General features: G+C 71.3%; 13 protein-coding genes. All 13 read right to left on the bottom strand.

Annotated features, from left to right (window positions below):
- Positions 1 to 162: 162 nt before the first annotated feature.
- The 13 genes from AVW11_RS00710 to lysA all read right to left on the bottom strand — a co-directional run bounded on the left by AVW11_RS00710 (position 163) and on the right by lysA (position 15,579).
- Entirely contained in the window at positions 163 to 600 is a 438-nt protein-coding gene (locus AVW11_RS00710; RefSeq protein ID WP_030853604.1) for a Cg1360 family ATP-synthase-associated protein, read from the bottom strand.
- A 274-nt stretch (positions 601 to 874) separates the two neighbouring features.
- Positions 875 to 2,221: an MraY family glycosyltransferase gene (locus AVW11_RS00715; protein WP_199818597.1), complete on the bottom strand. Its 1,347-nt coding sequence runs from the start codon at positions 2,219 to 2,221 to the stop codon at positions 875 to 877.
- Positions 2,222 to 2,325: 104 nt separating this feature from the next.
- Entirely contained in the window at positions 2,326 to 3,555 is a 1,230-nt protein-coding gene (locus AVW11_RS00720; protein WP_060176787.1) for a serine hydroxymethyltransferase, read from the bottom strand.
- 78 nt (positions 3,556 to 3,633) lie between these two features.
- Positions 3,634 to 4,266, bottom strand: coding sequence for an arsenate reductase/protein-tyrosine-phosphatase family protein (locus tag AVW11_RS00725; RefSeq protein WP_030853590.1), 633 nt, complete (start codon positions 4,264 to 4,266; stop codon positions 3,634 to 3,636).
- On the bottom strand, positions 4,263 to 4,910 hold the full coding sequence (locus AVW11_RS00730; protein ID WP_030853587.1) for an L-threonylcarbamoyladenylate synthase: 648 nt from the start codon (positions 4,908 to 4,910) through the stop codon (positions 4,263 to 4,265). The genes AVW11_RS00725 and AVW11_RS00730 overlap by 4 nt, the downstream gene beginning before the upstream one ends.
- A gap of 49 nt (positions 4,911 to 4,959) precedes the next feature.
- The gene (gene prmC, locus AVW11_RS00735; RefSeq protein WP_030853584.1) at positions 4,960 to 5,805 is read right to left on the bottom strand and encodes a peptide chain release factor N(5)-glutamine methyltransferase; all 846 of its coding nucleotides are present in this window, start codon (positions 5,803 to 5,805) and stop codon (positions 4,960 to 4,962) included.
- A 46-nt stretch (positions 5,806 to 5,851) separates the two neighbouring features.
- Positions 5,852 to 6,931 carry a peptide chain release factor 1 gene (gene prfA / locus AVW11_RS00740; protein ID WP_030853581.1) on the bottom strand — a complete coding sequence of 360 codons (1,080 nt, stop codon included), beginning with the start codon at positions 6,929 to 6,931 and terminating at the stop codon, positions 5,852 to 5,854.
- 126 nt (positions 6,932 to 7,057) lie between these two features.
- Entirely contained in the window at positions 7,058 to 7,276 is a 219-nt protein-coding gene (gene rpmE, locus AVW11_RS00745) for a 50S ribosomal protein L31 (RefSeq protein ID WP_030008686.1), read from the bottom strand.
- A 594-nt stretch (positions 7,277 to 7,870) separates the two neighbouring features.
- Positions 7,871 to 9,985, bottom strand: coding sequence for a transcription termination factor Rho (gene rho, locus AVW11_RS00750; protein ID WP_060176786.1), 2,115 nt, complete (start codon positions 9,983 to 9,985; stop codon positions 7,871 to 7,873).
- Between the two features lie 431 nt (positions 9,986 to 10,416).
- Positions 10,417 to 11,343 (bottom strand): homoserine kinase, encoded by a 927-nt coding sequence (gene thrB, locus AVW11_RS00755; RefSeq protein WP_030660261.1) that lies wholly within the window; start codon positions 11,341 to 11,343, stop codon positions 10,417 to 10,419.
- Positions 11,344 to 11,681: 338 nt separating this feature from the next.
- Positions 11,682 to 12,752, bottom strand: a complete 1,071-nt coding sequence (gene thrC, locus AVW11_RS00760) for a threonine synthase (protein WP_060176785.1) — start codon at positions 12,750 to 12,752, stop codon at positions 11,682 to 11,684.
- Positions 12,753 to 12,758: 6 nt separating this feature from the next.
- Positions 12,759 to 14,060 carry a homoserine dehydrogenase gene (locus tag AVW11_RS00765; RefSeq protein WP_030853572.1) on the bottom strand — a complete coding sequence of 434 codons (1,302 nt, stop codon included), beginning with the start codon at positions 14,058 to 14,060 and terminating at the stop codon, positions 12,759 to 12,761.
- Positions 14,061 to 14,187: 127 nt separating this feature from the next.
- Complete coding sequence (lysA, locus tag AVW11_RS00770; protein ID WP_076042886.1) at positions 14,188 to 15,579, bottom strand: diaminopimelate decarboxylase; 1,392 nt, start codon at positions 15,577 to 15,579, stop codon at positions 14,188 to 14,190.
- Positions 15,580 to 15,587: the final 8 nt, after the last annotated feature.

The following is a 15,587-nucleotide window of genomic DNA, read 5'->3' on the forward strand; positions in this document are numbered from 1 at the left end:
CGCGGTTCGGCACTGGACTGGTGTAACGGATGGTGGGGCGGCAGTCAGGCATCGAGCCTCGCGATGGAACAGGCGTCAGCTCAGATGCCCGCGCCCGCAGTGCCGCAGTTGGCACCGGACGATAGCAGGATCTCGAACGCCCACTTATCCCGGCCCTACCCTTCACGACTTCGGTCCCGGATTTTCGGGCTTGTCGCCCTTCATCGAGTCCGGTTCGACGTAAAGGATCTTGGCCTTCATGTGGGCACGCGTCTGCGCGGCGATCCACACCAGGGTGGTGGCGACGAGCGTGATGGCGAAGGCCTTGGGGTTGAACAGCGTCGTGTTCTTGAACGCTGCGACAAAGACGAAAAGCAGCAGGATCTGGGCCGTGTAGAGCATGAGCCCCATGGCCTGGAAGAGGTGCGGAAGCGATTTCGCCGTGCGCTGCAGGACGACGAATCCGATGCCCATGAACAGGATCACGACCAGCGTCGCGACGACGGCTCCGACCGCACCCTTGCCGCCGACGACAAGCCCGCTGATCAACGCCGCGAGAGCACCGGCGATGGCCGTGGGCACGGCGGCTTGCAGAAGGGATCGGACGTCATCTGACCGCATGGCGGTTTGCTCCGCGTGGTGGTGGGGGCACGGGACTCGTACGGGACGAGCGTAAGCCCGGTCCGAGAGAGAACCTCGGGCCAAGGGACCGTCGCACTACGGTCCTTCGGCTCTGTCGCCGGGTTTAGTGAACGGTATCACAAACTATTTGATGAGAGCTTTACCTGCCGGGTGTGCCGACTGTCACACATGAGAGTGACCCTGCGCGTGTGTGCGCGACAGGCGGGTCGTCTGTCTGGTAATGGGCACCCATGTCGGACATGCGGCTGCGCCGTCAGTGAGTCGATTCAGCCTTACGCCGCTCGGGGAAGCGCGAACGGGGGCCCACGGCGGTCGCCCCGTTGACGCCCGAGACGCCCGCCGCGATCGGCCTGGCGGGCTCCGGTTCGGCCCCCGAGGCGTCCTGTGCGGCCGCCTCCGCGGCCGCCTCGGCCGCGCGTGCGGAGTGCCGGTAGCGCGGCGGGACCAGGCGCTCGGCCCAGACCGGGGTACGGGGCGTGAAGCGCGGCAGGAGCAGCAGGAAGAGGCCCACCGCGCTGAGCACGGCGATCACCAGCACGATCCACATCGCGGTGGAGTGCACGGAATAGGCCACGGTGCCGAAGGCGATCAGGCCCGACCAGAAGTACATGATCAGGACCGCGCGGCTGTGCGAGTGGCCGAGTTCCAGCAGCCGGTGGTGCAGGTGCCCGCGGTCGGCCGCGAACGGCGACTGGCCCTTCCACGTACGGCGCACGATGGCCAGCACCAGGTCCGCCATCGGGATCGCGATGACCGTCAGGGGCAGGATCAGCGGGATGTAGGCGGGCAGCATCGCGTGCGTCGCGTTGCGCTCACCACCGGCGAACAGGGCCAGCGCGTCCGGGTCCACCTGGCCCGTCAGCGAGATCGCCGCGGCGGCCAGGACCAGGCCGATGAGCATCGATCCGGAGTCGCCCATGAAGATCCGCGCGGGGTGCATGTTGTGCGGCAGGAAGCCCAGGCACATGCCCATCAGGATCGCGGCGAAGAGGGTCGCGGGGGCCGCGGACTCGATGCCGTAGCCGAACCAGATCCGGTAGGCGTACAGGAAGAGCGCGGCGGCGGCGATGCAGACCATGCCGGCGGCCAGGCCGTCGAGGCCGTCCACGAAGTTCACCGCGTTGATGGTGATCACGACGAGTGCCACGGTGAGCAGGTTGCCCTGCCACTGGGTGAGCGGGACCGTGCCGATGAAGGGCACCGGGATCCACAGGATCGTCAGACCCTGCATGACCATCACGCCGGCGGAGATCATCTGCGCGCCGAGCTTGATCAGGGCGTCGATCTCGAACTTGTCGTCCAGTACGCCGATCAGCCAGATCAGGGCGGCGCCGGAGAGCAGTGCGCGCGGTTCGTTGGACTTCTCGAAGACCGCGTTGAGGTTCTGCAGGTGGTCGGCGACCAGCAGGCCCGCGCACAGGCCGCCGAACATCGCGATCCCGCCGAGGCGCGGCGTCGGCTCGCGGTGCACGTCGCGGGCGCGGATCTCCGGCATGGCCCCGGCCGCGATCGCGAACTTCCGCACGGGCCCGGTCAGCAGGTAGGTCACCGCGACCGTGACGCAAAGCGTCAGCAGATATTCACGCACTGGCTGCCCCAGATGTATCGCCGGCCATCTCAGCCCCACACATTAGCTGCGATGTCCCCTCCACCGAGGACGCGAGGGGGCCGTATACCGGTTCCACTACACCCCTCTTGTCCGCTTTACTCCCCGTAAGGGGGAAATCCTGCTGTGAGCTCGCCGACCTCCGTACGTGTCCGCGCGGCTTCCCCGTGCAGCGCGGCGGCGAACATCTCCGCGATCCGGAGCATCTGCGGCTCCCCCATCCCCTGCGTGGTCACCGCGGCCGTCCCCAGCCGCACGCCCCGCTGGTCCCCGTACGGCAGCACGCACGTGTCCAGCACCATCCCGGCGGCGGCCAGCCGGCCGCGGGCGGTCGGGCCGTCCACGCCCAGCGGCGCCGGATCTGCGGTGATGATGTGGGTGTCCGTGCCCCCGGTGGTGACCGTGAAGCCGTGCTCCTCCAGCGCCCCGGCCAGCACCCGGGCATTGGAGACCACCCGGTGCGCGTAGGTGGCGAAAGCGGGCCGGGCCGCCTCGCCGAAGGCCACCGCCTTGGCCGCGATGGTGTGCATCTGCGCGCCGCCCTGCGTGAAGGGGAAAACCGCCCGGTCGATGCGCTCGGCGAACTCGGCGCCGCACAGGACCATCCCGCCGCGCGGCCCGCGCAGCACCTTGTGCGTGGTCGCGCAGACCACGTCGGCGTACGGCACCGGACTCGGCGCGGCGCCGCCGGCCACCAGCCCGATGGGATGCGCGGCGTCGGCGATCAGATACGCCCCGACCTCGTCGGCGATCTCCCGGAAGGCCGAGTACTCGAGGTGGCGGGGGTAGGAGATGGACCCGCACACGATGGCCCGCGGGCGGTGCGCCCGGGCCAGGGCCTGCACCTGCCGGTAGTCGACGAGGCCCGTCCCGCCGTCGACCCCGTACCCGACGAAGGTGAACCACTGGCCCGAGATGTTGGCGGGCGAGCCGTGGGTGAGGTGTCCCCCGTACGGGAGCCCCATCGCCAGCACGGTGTCCCCCGGCCGCAGCAGCGCCGCGTAGGCGGCCAGGACGGCCGAGGATCCGGAGTGCGGCTGCACGTTCGCGTGCTCGGCCCCGAACAGCGCCTTGGCCCGCTCCACGGCGATCTGCTCGGCGAGGTCCGCGTACTCGCACCCGCCGTGGTAGCGGGCGCCGGGGTAGCCCTCAGCGTACTTGTTGGCGAGCGGGGACCCCAGCGCCGCCAGCACGGCCGTCGAGGTGAAGTTCTCTGCCGCGCTCAGCTGCAGCGTGCCGGCCTGCCTGCGGGCCTCCCCGTCGAGCACGTCGGCCATCTGCGGGTCCTGCCGGCGCAGCAGGTCCGTGGGCTGGGTGATGACGCTCATGGCGCGACTCCAGGGGGGTACCGGGTACCAGCCACTGTAGGCCCGGCCCGCCCGTCACGCCTCGCGGCGCCGCCGGGGTCAGCGGCGGGCCGTCACGCCCGTCAGGGCCGTCACCACGGGGTCCAGTGCCTGGTTGATCTCGTCGCCGATGGAGCGGAAGAAGGTGATCGGCGCGCCGTACGGGTCGTACACCTCGTCCGCGTCGGGCGACGGCGCCAGCAGCCAGCCGCGCAGCGCCGCGGCGGCCCGTACGAGGGCCCGCGCCCGCTCGGCCATGCCGTCGTCCAGCGGCGGCAGCGTCGCCGGGTCTATGGCCCGGACCAGCCGGGTGAACTCCTTGAGCGTGAAGGTGCGCAGCCCCGCCGAATGGCCCATCGAGATGACCTGCGCACGGTGGTCGCGCGTGGCGGTCAGCACCAGGTCGGCGCGTATGACGTGCTCGTCCAGCAGCTCACGGCCGGTGAACCCGGAGGCGTCCGCCCCGAAGTCCTCCAGCACGGCGGCGGCGTTCGCCTCCATCGGGGCGCCCTCGTGGCCCCACGTGCCGGCGCTCTCCACGATGAGGTCCCCGCCGACGGGGCCGCCGAGGCGGTGGGAGAGGGCGTGCCGGGTGAGCCGCTCGGTGATCGGCGAGCGGCACACGTTGCCCGTGCTGACGTGGAGTATGCGGAAAGTGTTTCCCCCTGCTATGCCACGCCCCTCAGGGCTCACGGGGCCACCTCGAGGTCGGGTACGACCTCCCGCAGCTGGTCGGCGCTCAGCGCCCCCTCGCGCAGCAGCACGGGAACCTTCCCCGTTACGTCGACGATCGACGACGGCTCGATGCCGGGGGTGGGACCGCCGTCCAGGTACACCGACACCGAGTCGCCGAGCATCTCGCGGGCCGCGTCGCAGTCCTCGGGGGCCGGCTGCCCGGAGATGTTGGCCGAGGACACCGCCATCGGGCCGACCTCCGTCAGCAGCTCGATGGCGACGGGGTGCAGCGGCATGCGCACGGCCACGGTCCCGTGGGTGTCGCCGAGGTCCCACGCCAGCGAGGGCTGGTGCTTGGCGACCAGCGTCAGCGCGCCGGGCCAGAAGGCGTCGACGAGCTCCCAGGCCTGCTCGGAGAAGTCCGTGACGAGGCCGTGCAGGGTGTTCGGGGAACCGATGAGCACCGGGGTGGGCATGCCGCGGCCGCGGCCCTTGGCGGCGAGCAGGTCGTGCACGGCCTCCGGGCTGAAGGCGTCCGCGCCGATCCCGTACAGGGTGTCGGTGGGCAGCACGACGAGCTCGCCGCGGCGCACGGCGGATGCGGCTTCGCGCAGGCCCGTCTTGCGGTCCGTCGCGTCGTTGCAGTCGTATCGCCGGGCCATCAGCGAGCCTCCTCGTGCAGCAGGGTGGTGGCGGGGTTCGTCGGGCCGGTCACGGCAGTGCCTTGCGGGCCGTGGCGAAACGCGGACGGTTGTTGAGGTCGGGGTGGTCGGCCGCGTCGGCCCAGCCCCGCTCCTCGGCGAAGATCCACGGGACCTGGCCGCCCTGGGTGTCGGCGTGTTCGACGACGACGATCCCGCCGGGCCGCAGCAGCCGGTGCGCGGTGCGTTCGAGGCCCCGGATGGTGTCGAGGCCGTCCTCGCCGGAGAAGAGCGCCATCTCCGGGTCGTGGTCGCGGGCCTCGGGCGCCACGTACTCCCACTCGGTGAGCGGGATGTACGGGGGGTTGGAGATGACCAGGTCGACCTGCCCGTCGAGCTCGGGCAGCGCGCTCAGGGCGTCGCCCTGGTGGACGGTGACCCGGGAGCCCTCGGCGTTCTTGCGGGTCCACCGCAGGGCGTCCTCGGACAGCTCGACGGCGTGCACGCGCGAGCGCGGCACCTCCTGGGCCATGGCCAGCGCGATCGCGCCGGATCCGGTGCACAGGTCGACGATCAGCGGCTCGACGACGTCCATCGCCCGGACGGCCTGTATGGCCCAGTCCACGACCGACTCGGTCTCGGGCCGGGGCACGAAGACCCCGGGGCCGACCTGGAGCTCCAGGTAGCGGAAGAAGGCGCGCCCGGTGATGTGCTGGAGCGGCTCGCGCGCCTCGCGGCGGGCGACGGCCTCCCAGTAGCGGGCGTCGAAGTCCGCGTCCTTGACGTGGTGCAGTTCCCCCCGTTTGACGCCGTGCACGAAGGCGGCGAGCTCCTCCGCGTCGAAGCGCGGTGAGGGCACGCCGGCGGCGGCCAGCCGCTGGGTGGCCTGGGCCACCTCGGCAAGCAGCAAGTTCACGCTGGTCCTCCGGGCTGCTGTCGTACGGGGGGTGATGCGGGTTCGGTCAGTGCGCGGCGGCGAGCTTGGCCGCCGAGTCCGTGTCCACGCAGGCCTGGATGACCGCGTCGAGGTCGCCGTCGAGCACCTGGTCCAAGTTGTACGCCTTGAAGCCGGTGCGGTGGTCCGAGATCCGGTTCTCCGGATAGTTGTACGTACGGATCTTCTCGGACCGGTCCACGGAGCGGACCTGGCTGCGGCGCACGTCGGAGGCCTCCTGCTCGGCGGCCTCCTGGGCGGCGGCCAGCAGGCGGGAGCGCAGGATGCGCATGGCCTGCTCCTTGTTCTGGAGCTGGCTCTTCTCGTTCTGGCAGGAGGCGACCACACCGGTGGGGATGTGCGTGATGCGCACGGCCGAGTCGGTGGTGTTGACGGACTGGCCGCCGGGGCCGGAGGAGCGGTACACGTCGATGCGCAGGTCGTTCGCGTTGATCTCGACCTCGACCTCCTCGGCCTCCGGGGTGACGAGCACGCCGGCGGCGGAGGTGTGGATGCGGCCCTGGGACTCGGTGGCCGGGACGCGCTGGACGCGGTGCACGCCGCCCTCGTACTTCAGGCGGGCCCACACGCCCTGGCCGGGCTCGGTGGCGCCGTTGCCGCCCTTGGTGCGGACGGAGACCTGGACGTCCTTGTAGCCGCCGAGCTCGGACTCGGTGGCGTCGATGATCTCGGTCTTCCAGCCCACGCGCTCGGCGTAGCGCAGGTACATGCGCAGCAGGTCGCCGGCGAACAGGGCCGACTCGTCGCCGCCCGCGCCCGCCTTGACCTCCAGCAGCACGTCCTTGTCGTCGCTGGGGTCGCGCGGGACGAGCAGCAGGCGGAGCTTCTCGGTGAGCTCCTCGCGCGCTTGCGTCAGCTCCTTGACCTCGGCGGCGAAGTCCGGGTCGTCGGCCGCGAGCTCCTTCGCCGTCTCGATGTCGTCGCCCGTCTGCTTCCAGGCACGGAAGGTAGCGATGATCGGGGTCAGCTCCGCGTAGCGCTTGTTCAGCTTGCGCGCGTTGGCCTGATCGGAGTGGACCGAAGGGTCGGCGAGCTGCTTCTCGAGGTCAGCGTGTTCGCCGACCAGTTCCTCGACCGCCTCGAACATCGGGGGGCTCCTGTGGTGAAAGTGCGGGGGACCGCACGGGGTGACGGGCTTGAACGACGACAAAGGCGCCGGTCCGGCCGCCCCCGAGTGGACAGGGGGCGGCCGAAGACCGGCGCCTGGGTCGCGCTACTTCTTGGCCGCGCCCTTGCCGAAGCGCGCCTCGAAGCGGGCCACGCGGCCACCGGTGTCGAGGATCTTCTGCTTGCCCGTGTAGAACGGGTGGCACTCGGAGCAGACCTCGGCACGGATGGTGCCCTCGGTCAGGGTGCTACGGGTCGTGAACGACGCGCCGCAGGTGCAGCTGACCGCGGTCTCGACGTACTCGGGGTGAACATCGCGCTTCAAGGTGTCTCCTAGATTCGGGAGGGCGCCGGGTCGCAGGAGCCGAATTGCTACTTGCGTGAACCGGGGCCGACAGACCAGTCTGCCAGGACCGGGCTGCCTGTCAAAATTCTGAGGACATCACCCTCAACGGGAGGGGGTCCCGGTCTATTCCGGGGTCCGTGCCGGGCTCCGTTCCGGGCATGCCCCGAGGCATCCCGCGGCCCCGACCGCCGGACGGCGGTCCGGGCGTCGAGCGGGTCCGTGGGCACGGGCAGGGTGATCATCTGCAGGTCGGCGGCGTGGCCGCCCTGGAGGCTCCGGGCGAAGCCGGGGGCAGGTACTGCACGTCGCCGTGCGCCGGCGGACGGGGCCTTCACCTGCGGTTTCGGGGTGCGCGCCCGGCGCCGCGCAGCGGGTGTGACGGCGCGCGGCCCGCACGGGCCCCGGACGGCTCCCCGAAGGCCCTCCAGGGGCACTTCGGGAGCACCCCCCGGGGCGCCCCGGGGGGTGGGTTCCCGGCGGCCGCCGGACGCACGGCAGCCCCCGCCGCGGGCGTGCGGCGGGGGCTGCTGTGGCGATGCCTCACGGCCGGCGTGGGACGCCGGCCGACGGACCTCAGTCGTCGTTCTTACCCGACGGGGTCGTCTTCGCGATCTGCATCAGGAACTCGGCGTTCGACTTCGTCTGCTTCATCTTGTCGAGGAGCAGTTCGATCGCCTGCTGCGAGTCCAGCGCGTGCAGCACCCGGCGCAGCTTCCAGACGATGGCGAGCTCTTCCGCGTTGAGGAGGATCTCCTCCTTGCGGGTGCCCGACGGGTCGACGTCGACAGCCGGGAAGATGCGCTTGTCGGCGAGCTTCCGGTCGAGCTTGAGCTCCATGTTGCCGGTGCCCTTGAACTCCTCGAAGATCACCTCGTCCATGCGCGAGCCGGTGTCGACCAGCGCGGTGGCCAGGATGGTCAGCGAGCCGCCGTCCTCGATGTTGCGCGCGGCACCGAAGAAGCGCTTCGGCGGGTACAGCGCGGTCGAGTCGACACCACCGGACAGGATGCGGCCGGAGGCGGGCGCCGCGAGGTTGTACGCGCGGCCCAGACGGGTGATGGAGTCCAGCAGGACGACCACGTCGTGGCCCAGCTCCACGAGGCGCTTGGCGCGCTCGATGGCCAGCTCGGCGACGGTGGTGTGGTCCTCGGCCGGGCGGTCGAACGTCGAGGAGATGACCTCGCCCTTGACCGACCGCTGCATGTCGGTGACCTCTTCCGGACGCTCGTCGACCAGGACGACCATCAGGTGGCACTCGGGGTTGTTCGTGGTGATCGCGTTGGCGATCGCCTGCATGATCATGGTCTTGCCGGTCTTCGGCGGGGCCACGATCAGGCCGCGCTGGCCCTTACCGATCGGCGACACGAGATCGATGATGCGGGTGGTCAGCACGCCCGGGTCGGTCTCCAGGCGCAGCCGGTCCTGCGGGTACAGGGGCGTCAGCTTCTGGAACTCCGGTCGGCCGCGGCCGGATTCGGGCGCCATGCCGTTCACCGAGTCGAGGCGCACCAGGGCGTTGAACTTCTCGCGGCGCTCGCCGTCCTTGGGCTGGCGCACGGCACCCGTGGTGTGGTCGCCCTTGCGCAGGCCCGCCTTGCGGACCTGGGCGAGGGAGACGTATACGTCGTTGGGGCCGGGCAGGTAGCCCGAGGTCCGGATGAACGCGTAGTTGTCCAGGATGTCGAGGATGCCCGCGACGGGGATCAGCACGTCGTCGTCGGCGACCTGCGGCTCGTTCGGCGCGAACTCGTCGCGGCCGCGGCGGCCCCGGCGGTCGCGGTAGCGGCCGCGGCGGCCGCGCCGGCCGCCCTCGTCGTCGAAGTCGTCCTGCGGGCCGGCGTCCTGGCGGCCCTGCTGGCCCTGGCCCTGACCGCGGCCGCCCTGCTGCTGGCGGTCCTGACGGTCGGCGCGGTCCTGACGGCCGCCGCCCTGGCCGCCCTGTGCGGGCTGGCCCTGGGCCTGGCCGCCCTGGCCCTGCTCGTCGGCCTTGGCGCCGCGGTCGCGGCGGTCGCGCTGGCGGTCGCCGCGCTCGCGGCGGTCGCGGCGGCCGCGGCCCTCGCCGTCCTGGCCCTGGGCCTGGCCGGCGGAGACCGCGGTGGCGGCTTCGGCCTTGGGCTCGGCGGGCGCGGTGGCGGTGGCGGTGTCGGCCTTCTGCTCGACCTGTACGGCGACGGGGGCCGAGCCCTCCGGGCTGCCGGAGGGGGCCGTGGCGCGACGACGGCGGCGCTCGCCGGCCGGGGCCTCGTCTGCCCCGCTCTCGGCTGCGCTCGAACGGGAGGGGCCACCTGCGGGCTGGCCCGGGATCTCGATCTGCGCCTGCGCGGCGGCGGGCTTCTCGACGGGGGCCGCGGGGGCCTGCGCCGGTGCGGTGTCGGCGGCGGCCGTACGGGCCTTACTGGTGGCGCGGCGCTTCGGCTTGGCCTCGGCGGTGTCCGCGGCGGCGGAGGCGGCGGCCTTGGGGGCACCGCTGCCCGCCTGCGCCTCCTTGATGACCTCGATCAGCTGGCTCTTGCGCATCCGCGCGGTGCCCCTGATGCCGAGGCCCGACGCGACCTGCTGCAGCTCGGCGAGGACCATGCCGTCAAGGCCGGTGCCGGTGCGGCGGCGCTTGGGTGCGGCGCCCGCGGCGGGGGCACTGGTGTCGACAGAGGTGTCGGCAGCGCCCATCAGATCGGTGGTGTCGCTCACGAAGGGTCCTTCCCTGGAGCGGACGTCGGCCTGTCTGGCTCGGCGACCGGTTGTGCTGTCCGACGACGGCCCTAGGTGTGGACCGTGCCGGGGCGGTGGTCCGCCGATACAGAGATACGGCGGAAAGAAACGTGCGTGGGTTCGGCGAGAAGCCCCCGAGCTGAAAGCGTGGGAAAATCACGCCGATTCCGGAGCGTGCTCGAAACTGCTGGAAGCGATCAAAGCAGTCGGGGAGGCTCCCGGAAGAAATGTGGTCCCGGATGGGGACACTGAGCACCGAGCCATGGCGGCTTCCGATGCGCACTTGAGACTAACACTACCGGATCCAATAGATATTCCCCCTCTCAATCACCGGCAATCGCGCCCTTCCGCGCGGGCGGCCTGCCCTGGCCGCCCGCCCCTGGCCGACTGGGCCTGCTCGAAGAGCAGGCCTAGCCGCCCTGGGTGCCCAGCGGGAGGACGCTCGCGCCCGCGGCGTCGAGGGCGAGCCGGTTCGCGGCCCACCCTTCGCCCGCGAGCTGCGCGACCTTGTCGGCCGCGTCGTTGTCGACCAGCGCCAGGACCGTGGGGCCCGCGCCGGAGATGACCGCGGGGATGCCGTCGGCCCGCAGTCGGTTGACGAGTGCCACGCTCTCGGGCATCGCCGGGGACCGGTACTCCTGGTGGAGCCGGTCTTCGGTGGCCGGCAGGAGCAGCTCGGGACGCCTGGTCAGGGCTTCCACGAGCAGGCCCGCGCGGCCCGCGTTGACGGCCGCGTCCACGTGCGGGACGGTACGCGGCAGCAGGCCGCGGGCCGTCTCCGTGAGGACCGGCCGGGAGGGTACGAAGACCACCGGAACGATGGATTCGGCGGGCTCCATCCGGATCGCCCGGGCGCTGCCCCCGTCCATCCATGCCAGGGTGAACCCGCCGAGGAGGCAGGCGGCGACGTTGTCGGGGTGGCCCTCGATCTCGGTGGCGAGCTCCAGGAGCGCCGCATCGTCGAGCTTCGCCTCGCCGCCTATGGTGACGGCGCGGGCGGCGACGATGCCGGCGCAGATGGCGGCGGAGGAGGAGCCGAGGCCGCGGCCGTGCGGGATGCGGTTGGCGCAGACGACCTCAAGGCCGCGCGGCTGTCCGCCCAGCAGGTCGAAGGCGGTGCGCATGGAGCGTACGAGCAGGTGGCTCTCGTCCCGCGGGAGGGTGTCGGCGCCCTCGCCCGCGATGTCGATGTTCAGGCCGGAGTCGGCCACCCGGACGACGACGTCGTCGTAGAGCCCCAGGGCCAGGCCCAGAGCGTCGAACCCGGGGCCGAGGTTGGCACTGCTGGCGGGGACGCGCACCCGTACGGCGGCGGCGCGGAACGCTGGACCGGCCATCGTCCGATGACACTCCTTGTGACTGTGCGAGAACTTCGCTCTTCGCTGGCTCGCTGTGAATGTACTGGAGAACCCACGACACCCGAAGGCCCTCGGGGCAGCACCGCAGTCATATGCGCGGTGGCGGATGTAAGTACAGCGTATCGAAGGAAGGTTCTCCCGCGACATAGGGCGCACAGGAGGCGCACGATGCGTGTCGCGGGGTTCGACCGGGTTGGACCCGCTTCGGCCGCACTTTTGTCGTCGTACGAGGCGAGTTGCCGGGTTCCGGAGGGCCCCGGGAGTGCCGTCAGGGCACTCGGGGAACCTCCGGAAACCCGGCTCGCACGATCGCTCGGTCAGACCAGGCCGAGGCGCACCGCGGCGGCTTCGGCGTCCACCGGAACGGTGACCGGCTGCGGAGCGCCGGCGACCGCCCAGTCGGGGTCCTTGAGGCCGTTGCCCGTGACGGTGCACACGATCTTCTGCCCCGGATCCACCAGGCCCAGCTCGGCGGCCTTGAGCAGACCGGCCACGGACGCGGCCGAGGCGGGCTCGACGAAGACGCCCTCCTGAGCGGCCAACAGCCGGTAGGCGGCGAGGATCTGGCGGTCCGTCACCTCGTCGATGAAGCCGCCCGACTCGTCCCGCGCGGCCAGCGCCTGTTCCCAGGAGGCCGGGTTGCCGATGCGGATCGCGGTGGCGACGGTGTGCGGCTCCTTGACGACCTCGCCGCGCACGATGGGCGCGGAACCGGAGGCCTGGAAACCCCACACGCGGGGCGTACGGGAGGCCAGGCCGTCGGCCTTGTACTCCTTGAACCCCTTCCAGTACGCGGTGATGTTGCCCGCGTTGCCCACCGGCAGCACGTGCACGTCCGGGGCGTCGCCGAGCGCGTCGACGATCTCGAACGCGGCCGTCTTCTGGCCCTCGATCCGCACCGGGTTGACGGAATTGACCAGCGCCACCGGGTAGTTGTCGGACAGTGCGCGGGCGAGGTCCAGGCAGTCGTCGAAGTTGCCGTCCACCTGGAGGATCTTGGCGCCGTGCACGAGGGCCTGGCCCATCTTGCCCAGCGCGATCTTGCCGCGGGGCACCAGCACCGCGGAGACCATTCCGGCGCGCACCGCGTAGGCGGCGGCGGACGCCGAAGTGTTGCCGGTGGAGGCGCAGATGACGGCCTTCGCGCCCTCCTCCTTGGCCTTGGTGATCGCCATGGTCATGCCGCGGTCCTTGAAGGACCCGGTGGGGTTCGCCCCTTCGACCTTCAGGTGCACCTCGCAGCCGGTGCGCTCGGACAGCACCTGTGCGGGGACGAGGGGAGTGCCACCCTCGCGGAGCGTGACCACCGGAGTCGTGTCCGTCACCGGCAGGCGGTCCCGGTACTCCTCGATGATCCCGCGCCACTGGTGGGTGCGATTGCTGCTCATGGGTCCTTACTCCCCTTCAACACGCATGATGCTGGCGACACCGCGGACGGTGTCCAGCTTCCGCAGCGCCTCGACGGTCCCGGAGAGGGCGGCGTCGGCGGCGCGGTGGGTGACGACGACGAGGGAGGCCTCCTTGCCGACCCCGTCTGGACGACCCTGCTGCCGGACGGTGTCGATGGACACACCGTGCTCCGCGAACGTCGTCGCCACCTGGGCGAGGACGCCCGGCTTGTCGGCCACATCGAGGCTGATGTGGTAGCGGGTGACGACATCGCCCATGGGGCTGACCGGCAGCTGGGTGTACGCCGACTCGCCGGGCCCCGTTGCCTCGGCGAGCTTGTTGCGGGCGACGGCGACGAGGTCGCCGAGGACCGCGGACGCGGTCGGGGCGCCGCCCGCACCGGGCCCGTAGAACATCAGCCGCCCGGCGGCGTCCGCCTCGACGAAGACGGCGTTGTACGCCTCGCGCACGGAGGCGAGCGGGTGGCTGAGCGGGATCATCGCCGGGTGGACGCGGGCGGTGACGGACTCGCCGTCCGCGGCGCGCTCGAGGATGGCGAGGAGCTTGATGGTGCAGCCCATCCGCTTGGCGGAGGCGAAGTCGGCGGCGCTGACCTCGGTCATGCCCTCGCGGTAGACGTCGTCCAGGCGGACGCGGGTGTGGAAGGCGATGCCGGCCAGGATCGCGGCCTTGGCGGCGGCGTCGTAGCCCTCGACGTCGGCGGTCGGGTCGGCTTCGGCGTACCCGAGGGCGGTGGCCTCGTCGAGCGCCTCCTGGTAGCCGGCGCCGGTCGAGTCCATCTTGTCGAGGATGAAGTTCGTCGTGCCGTTGACGATGCCCATCACGCGGTTGATCTTGTCGCCGGCGAGGGACTCGCGCAGCGGGCGGATCAGCGGGATGGCGCCGGCGACGGCGGCCTCGTAGTAGAGGTCGAGCCCGGCCTGCTCGGCGGCGGCGTGCAGCGCGGCGCCGTCCTGGGCGAGGAGCGCCTTGTTCGCGGAGACCACCGAGATGCCGTGCTCGAAGGCGGTGGTGATCAGGGTGCGGGCCGGCTCGATGCCGCCGATGACCTCGATGGCGATGTCGATGTCACCGCGTTTGAGGAGGGCGGTCGCGTCGGTGGTGATCAGCGCAGGATCGATGCCCTCACGCACCTTGGAGGGGCGGCGCACGGCCACGCCGGCGAGCTCGACGGGCGCGCCGATCCTCTGCGTGAGGTCGTCGGCGTGCGTCGTCATGATGCGAGCCACCTCTGAGCCGACCACTCCACAGCCCAGCAGCGCCACCTTCAGCGGACGCGTACGCATCATTCGACCTACGCCTTTCGATCTTCCCTCATTACCCCGCGCGCGGTTTGCGCGCGGGGTCTGAACCAGTCTCACCCAATGGACAGCACTTTCCATCCTCGGTCCATTGGCTGAGACACCTATTTCATTATCCGACGTCGAGCCGCAGGAGATCTTCCTCCGTCTCGCGGCGAACGATCACTCGCGCCTGTCCGTCACGCACGGCGACGACGGGCGGGCGGAGCGCGTGGTTGTAGTTGCTGGCCATGGAGCGGCAGTACGCGCCGGTCGCGGGCACGGCGAGGAGGTCGCCGGGCGCCAGGTCGGCGGGCAGGAACGCGTCCTTCACGACGATGTCCCCGCTCTCGCAGTGCTTGCCGACGACGCGCACGAGCATCGGCTCGGCGTCGGAGGTACGGGAGACGAGCGCGATGGAGTATTCGGCGTCGTAGAGGGCCGTACGGATGTTGTCGGACATCCCGCCGTCGACGCTGACGTACGTACGGAGCCCTTCGAGCGGCTTGATCGTCCCCACCTCGTACAGCGTGAAGGCGGTCGGGCCGACGATGGCGCGGCCGGGCTCGACGGAGATCCGGGGGGCGCGCAGACCGGCGCTCTCGCATTCGCGGGCCACGATCTCGGTGAGCGCCTTGGCGATCTCGTGCGGCTCGCGGGGGTCGTCGTTCGAGGTGTAGGCGATGCCGAGGCCGCCGCCGAGGTCGATCTCGGGCAGTTCGACGCCGTGCTCGTCGCGGACGGCGGCGAGCAGCCGCACGACGCGCTTGGCGGAGACCTCGAAGCCGGCCATGTCGAAGATCTGCGAGCCGATGTGGGAGTGGACGCCCAGCAGCTCCAGCGAGTCGTGCCCGAGGGCGCGGCGCACGGCCTCGGCGGCGGACCCGTCGGCCACGGCGATGCCGAACTTCTGGTCCTCGTGGGCGGTGGCGATGAACTCGTGCGTGTGCGCCTCGACGCCGACGGTCACGCGGATCTGCACGGGCTGGCGGACGCCGAGCTCGCGGGCGACGTGCGCGACGCGGGCGATCTCCTGGAAGGAGTCGAGGACGATCCGTCCGACACCGGCACCGACGGCCCGGCGGATCTCGTCCTCGGACTTGTTGTTGCCGTGGAAGGCGATCCGGTCGGCGGGCATCCCGGCGGCGAGGGCGGTCGACAGCTCTCCGCCGGAGCACACGTCGACGTTGAGGCCCTCCTCCTTCAGCCACTTCACGACGGCCTTGGACAGGAACGCCTTCCCGGCGTAGAAGACATCGGCGTCCTTGCCGAACGCGGTCGCCCAGGCCCGGCAGCGGGCCCGGAAGTCGTCCTCGTCGAGGAAGTACGCGGGCGTCCCGAACTCCTCGGCGAGCCTGGTGACTTCGATGCCGCCGACGGAGACGACGCCGTCGCCCTCGCGCCGTACGGTGCGGGCCCAGACCTTCTCGTCGAGCGCGTTCAGGTCGGCGGGCGGCGGGGAGTAGTGCCCTTCGGGCAGGACGTCGGCGTGGCGGGGCCCGGCGGGGTGCGCGGAACGGCTCATCGGTTTCT

Origin of the sequence: Streptomyces amritsarensis, assembly GCF_001953875.1 — a bacterium.
GTDB classification, from domain to species: domain Bacteria; phylum Actinomycetota; class Actinomycetes; order Streptomycetales; family Streptomycetaceae; genus Streptomyces; species Streptomyces amritsarensis.

What these genes read in the sequence shown, in the direction of transcription:
- AVW11_RS00710 (WP_030853604.1), bottom strand. Translation starts at nt 600, where the DNA reads ATGCGGTCAGATGACGTCCGATCCCTTCTGCAAGCCGCCGTGCCCACG.
- AVW11_RS00720 (WP_060176787.1), bottom strand. Translation starts at nt 3,555, where the DNA reads ATGAGCGTCATCACCCAGCCCACGGACCTGCTGCGCCGGCAGGACCCG.
- AVW11_RS00730 (WP_030853587.1), bottom strand. Translation starts at nt 4,910, where the DNA reads ATGGCCCGGCGATACGACTGCAACGACGCGACGGACCGCAAGACGGGC.
- prfA (WP_030853581.1), bottom strand. Translation starts at nt 6,931, where the DNA reads ATGTTCGAGGCGGTCGAGGAACTGGTCGGCGAACACGCTGACCTCGAG.
- thrB (WP_030660261.1), bottom strand. Translation starts at nt 11,343, where the DNA reads ATGGCCGGTCCAGCGTTCCGCGCCGCCGCCGTACGGGTGCGCGTCCCC.
- thrC (WP_060176785.1), bottom strand. Translation starts at nt 12,752, where the DNA reads ATGAGCAGCAATCGCACCCACCAGTGGCGCGGGATCATCGAGGAGTAC.
- AVW11_RS00765 (WP_030853572.1), bottom strand. Translation starts at nt 14,060, where the DNA reads ATGCGTACGCGTCCGCTGAAGGTGGCGCTGCTGGGCTGTGGAGTGGTC.
- lysA (WP_076042886.1), bottom strand. Translation starts at nt 15,579, where the DNA reads ATGAGCCGTTCCGCGCACCCCGCCGGGCCCCGCCACGCCGACGTCCTG.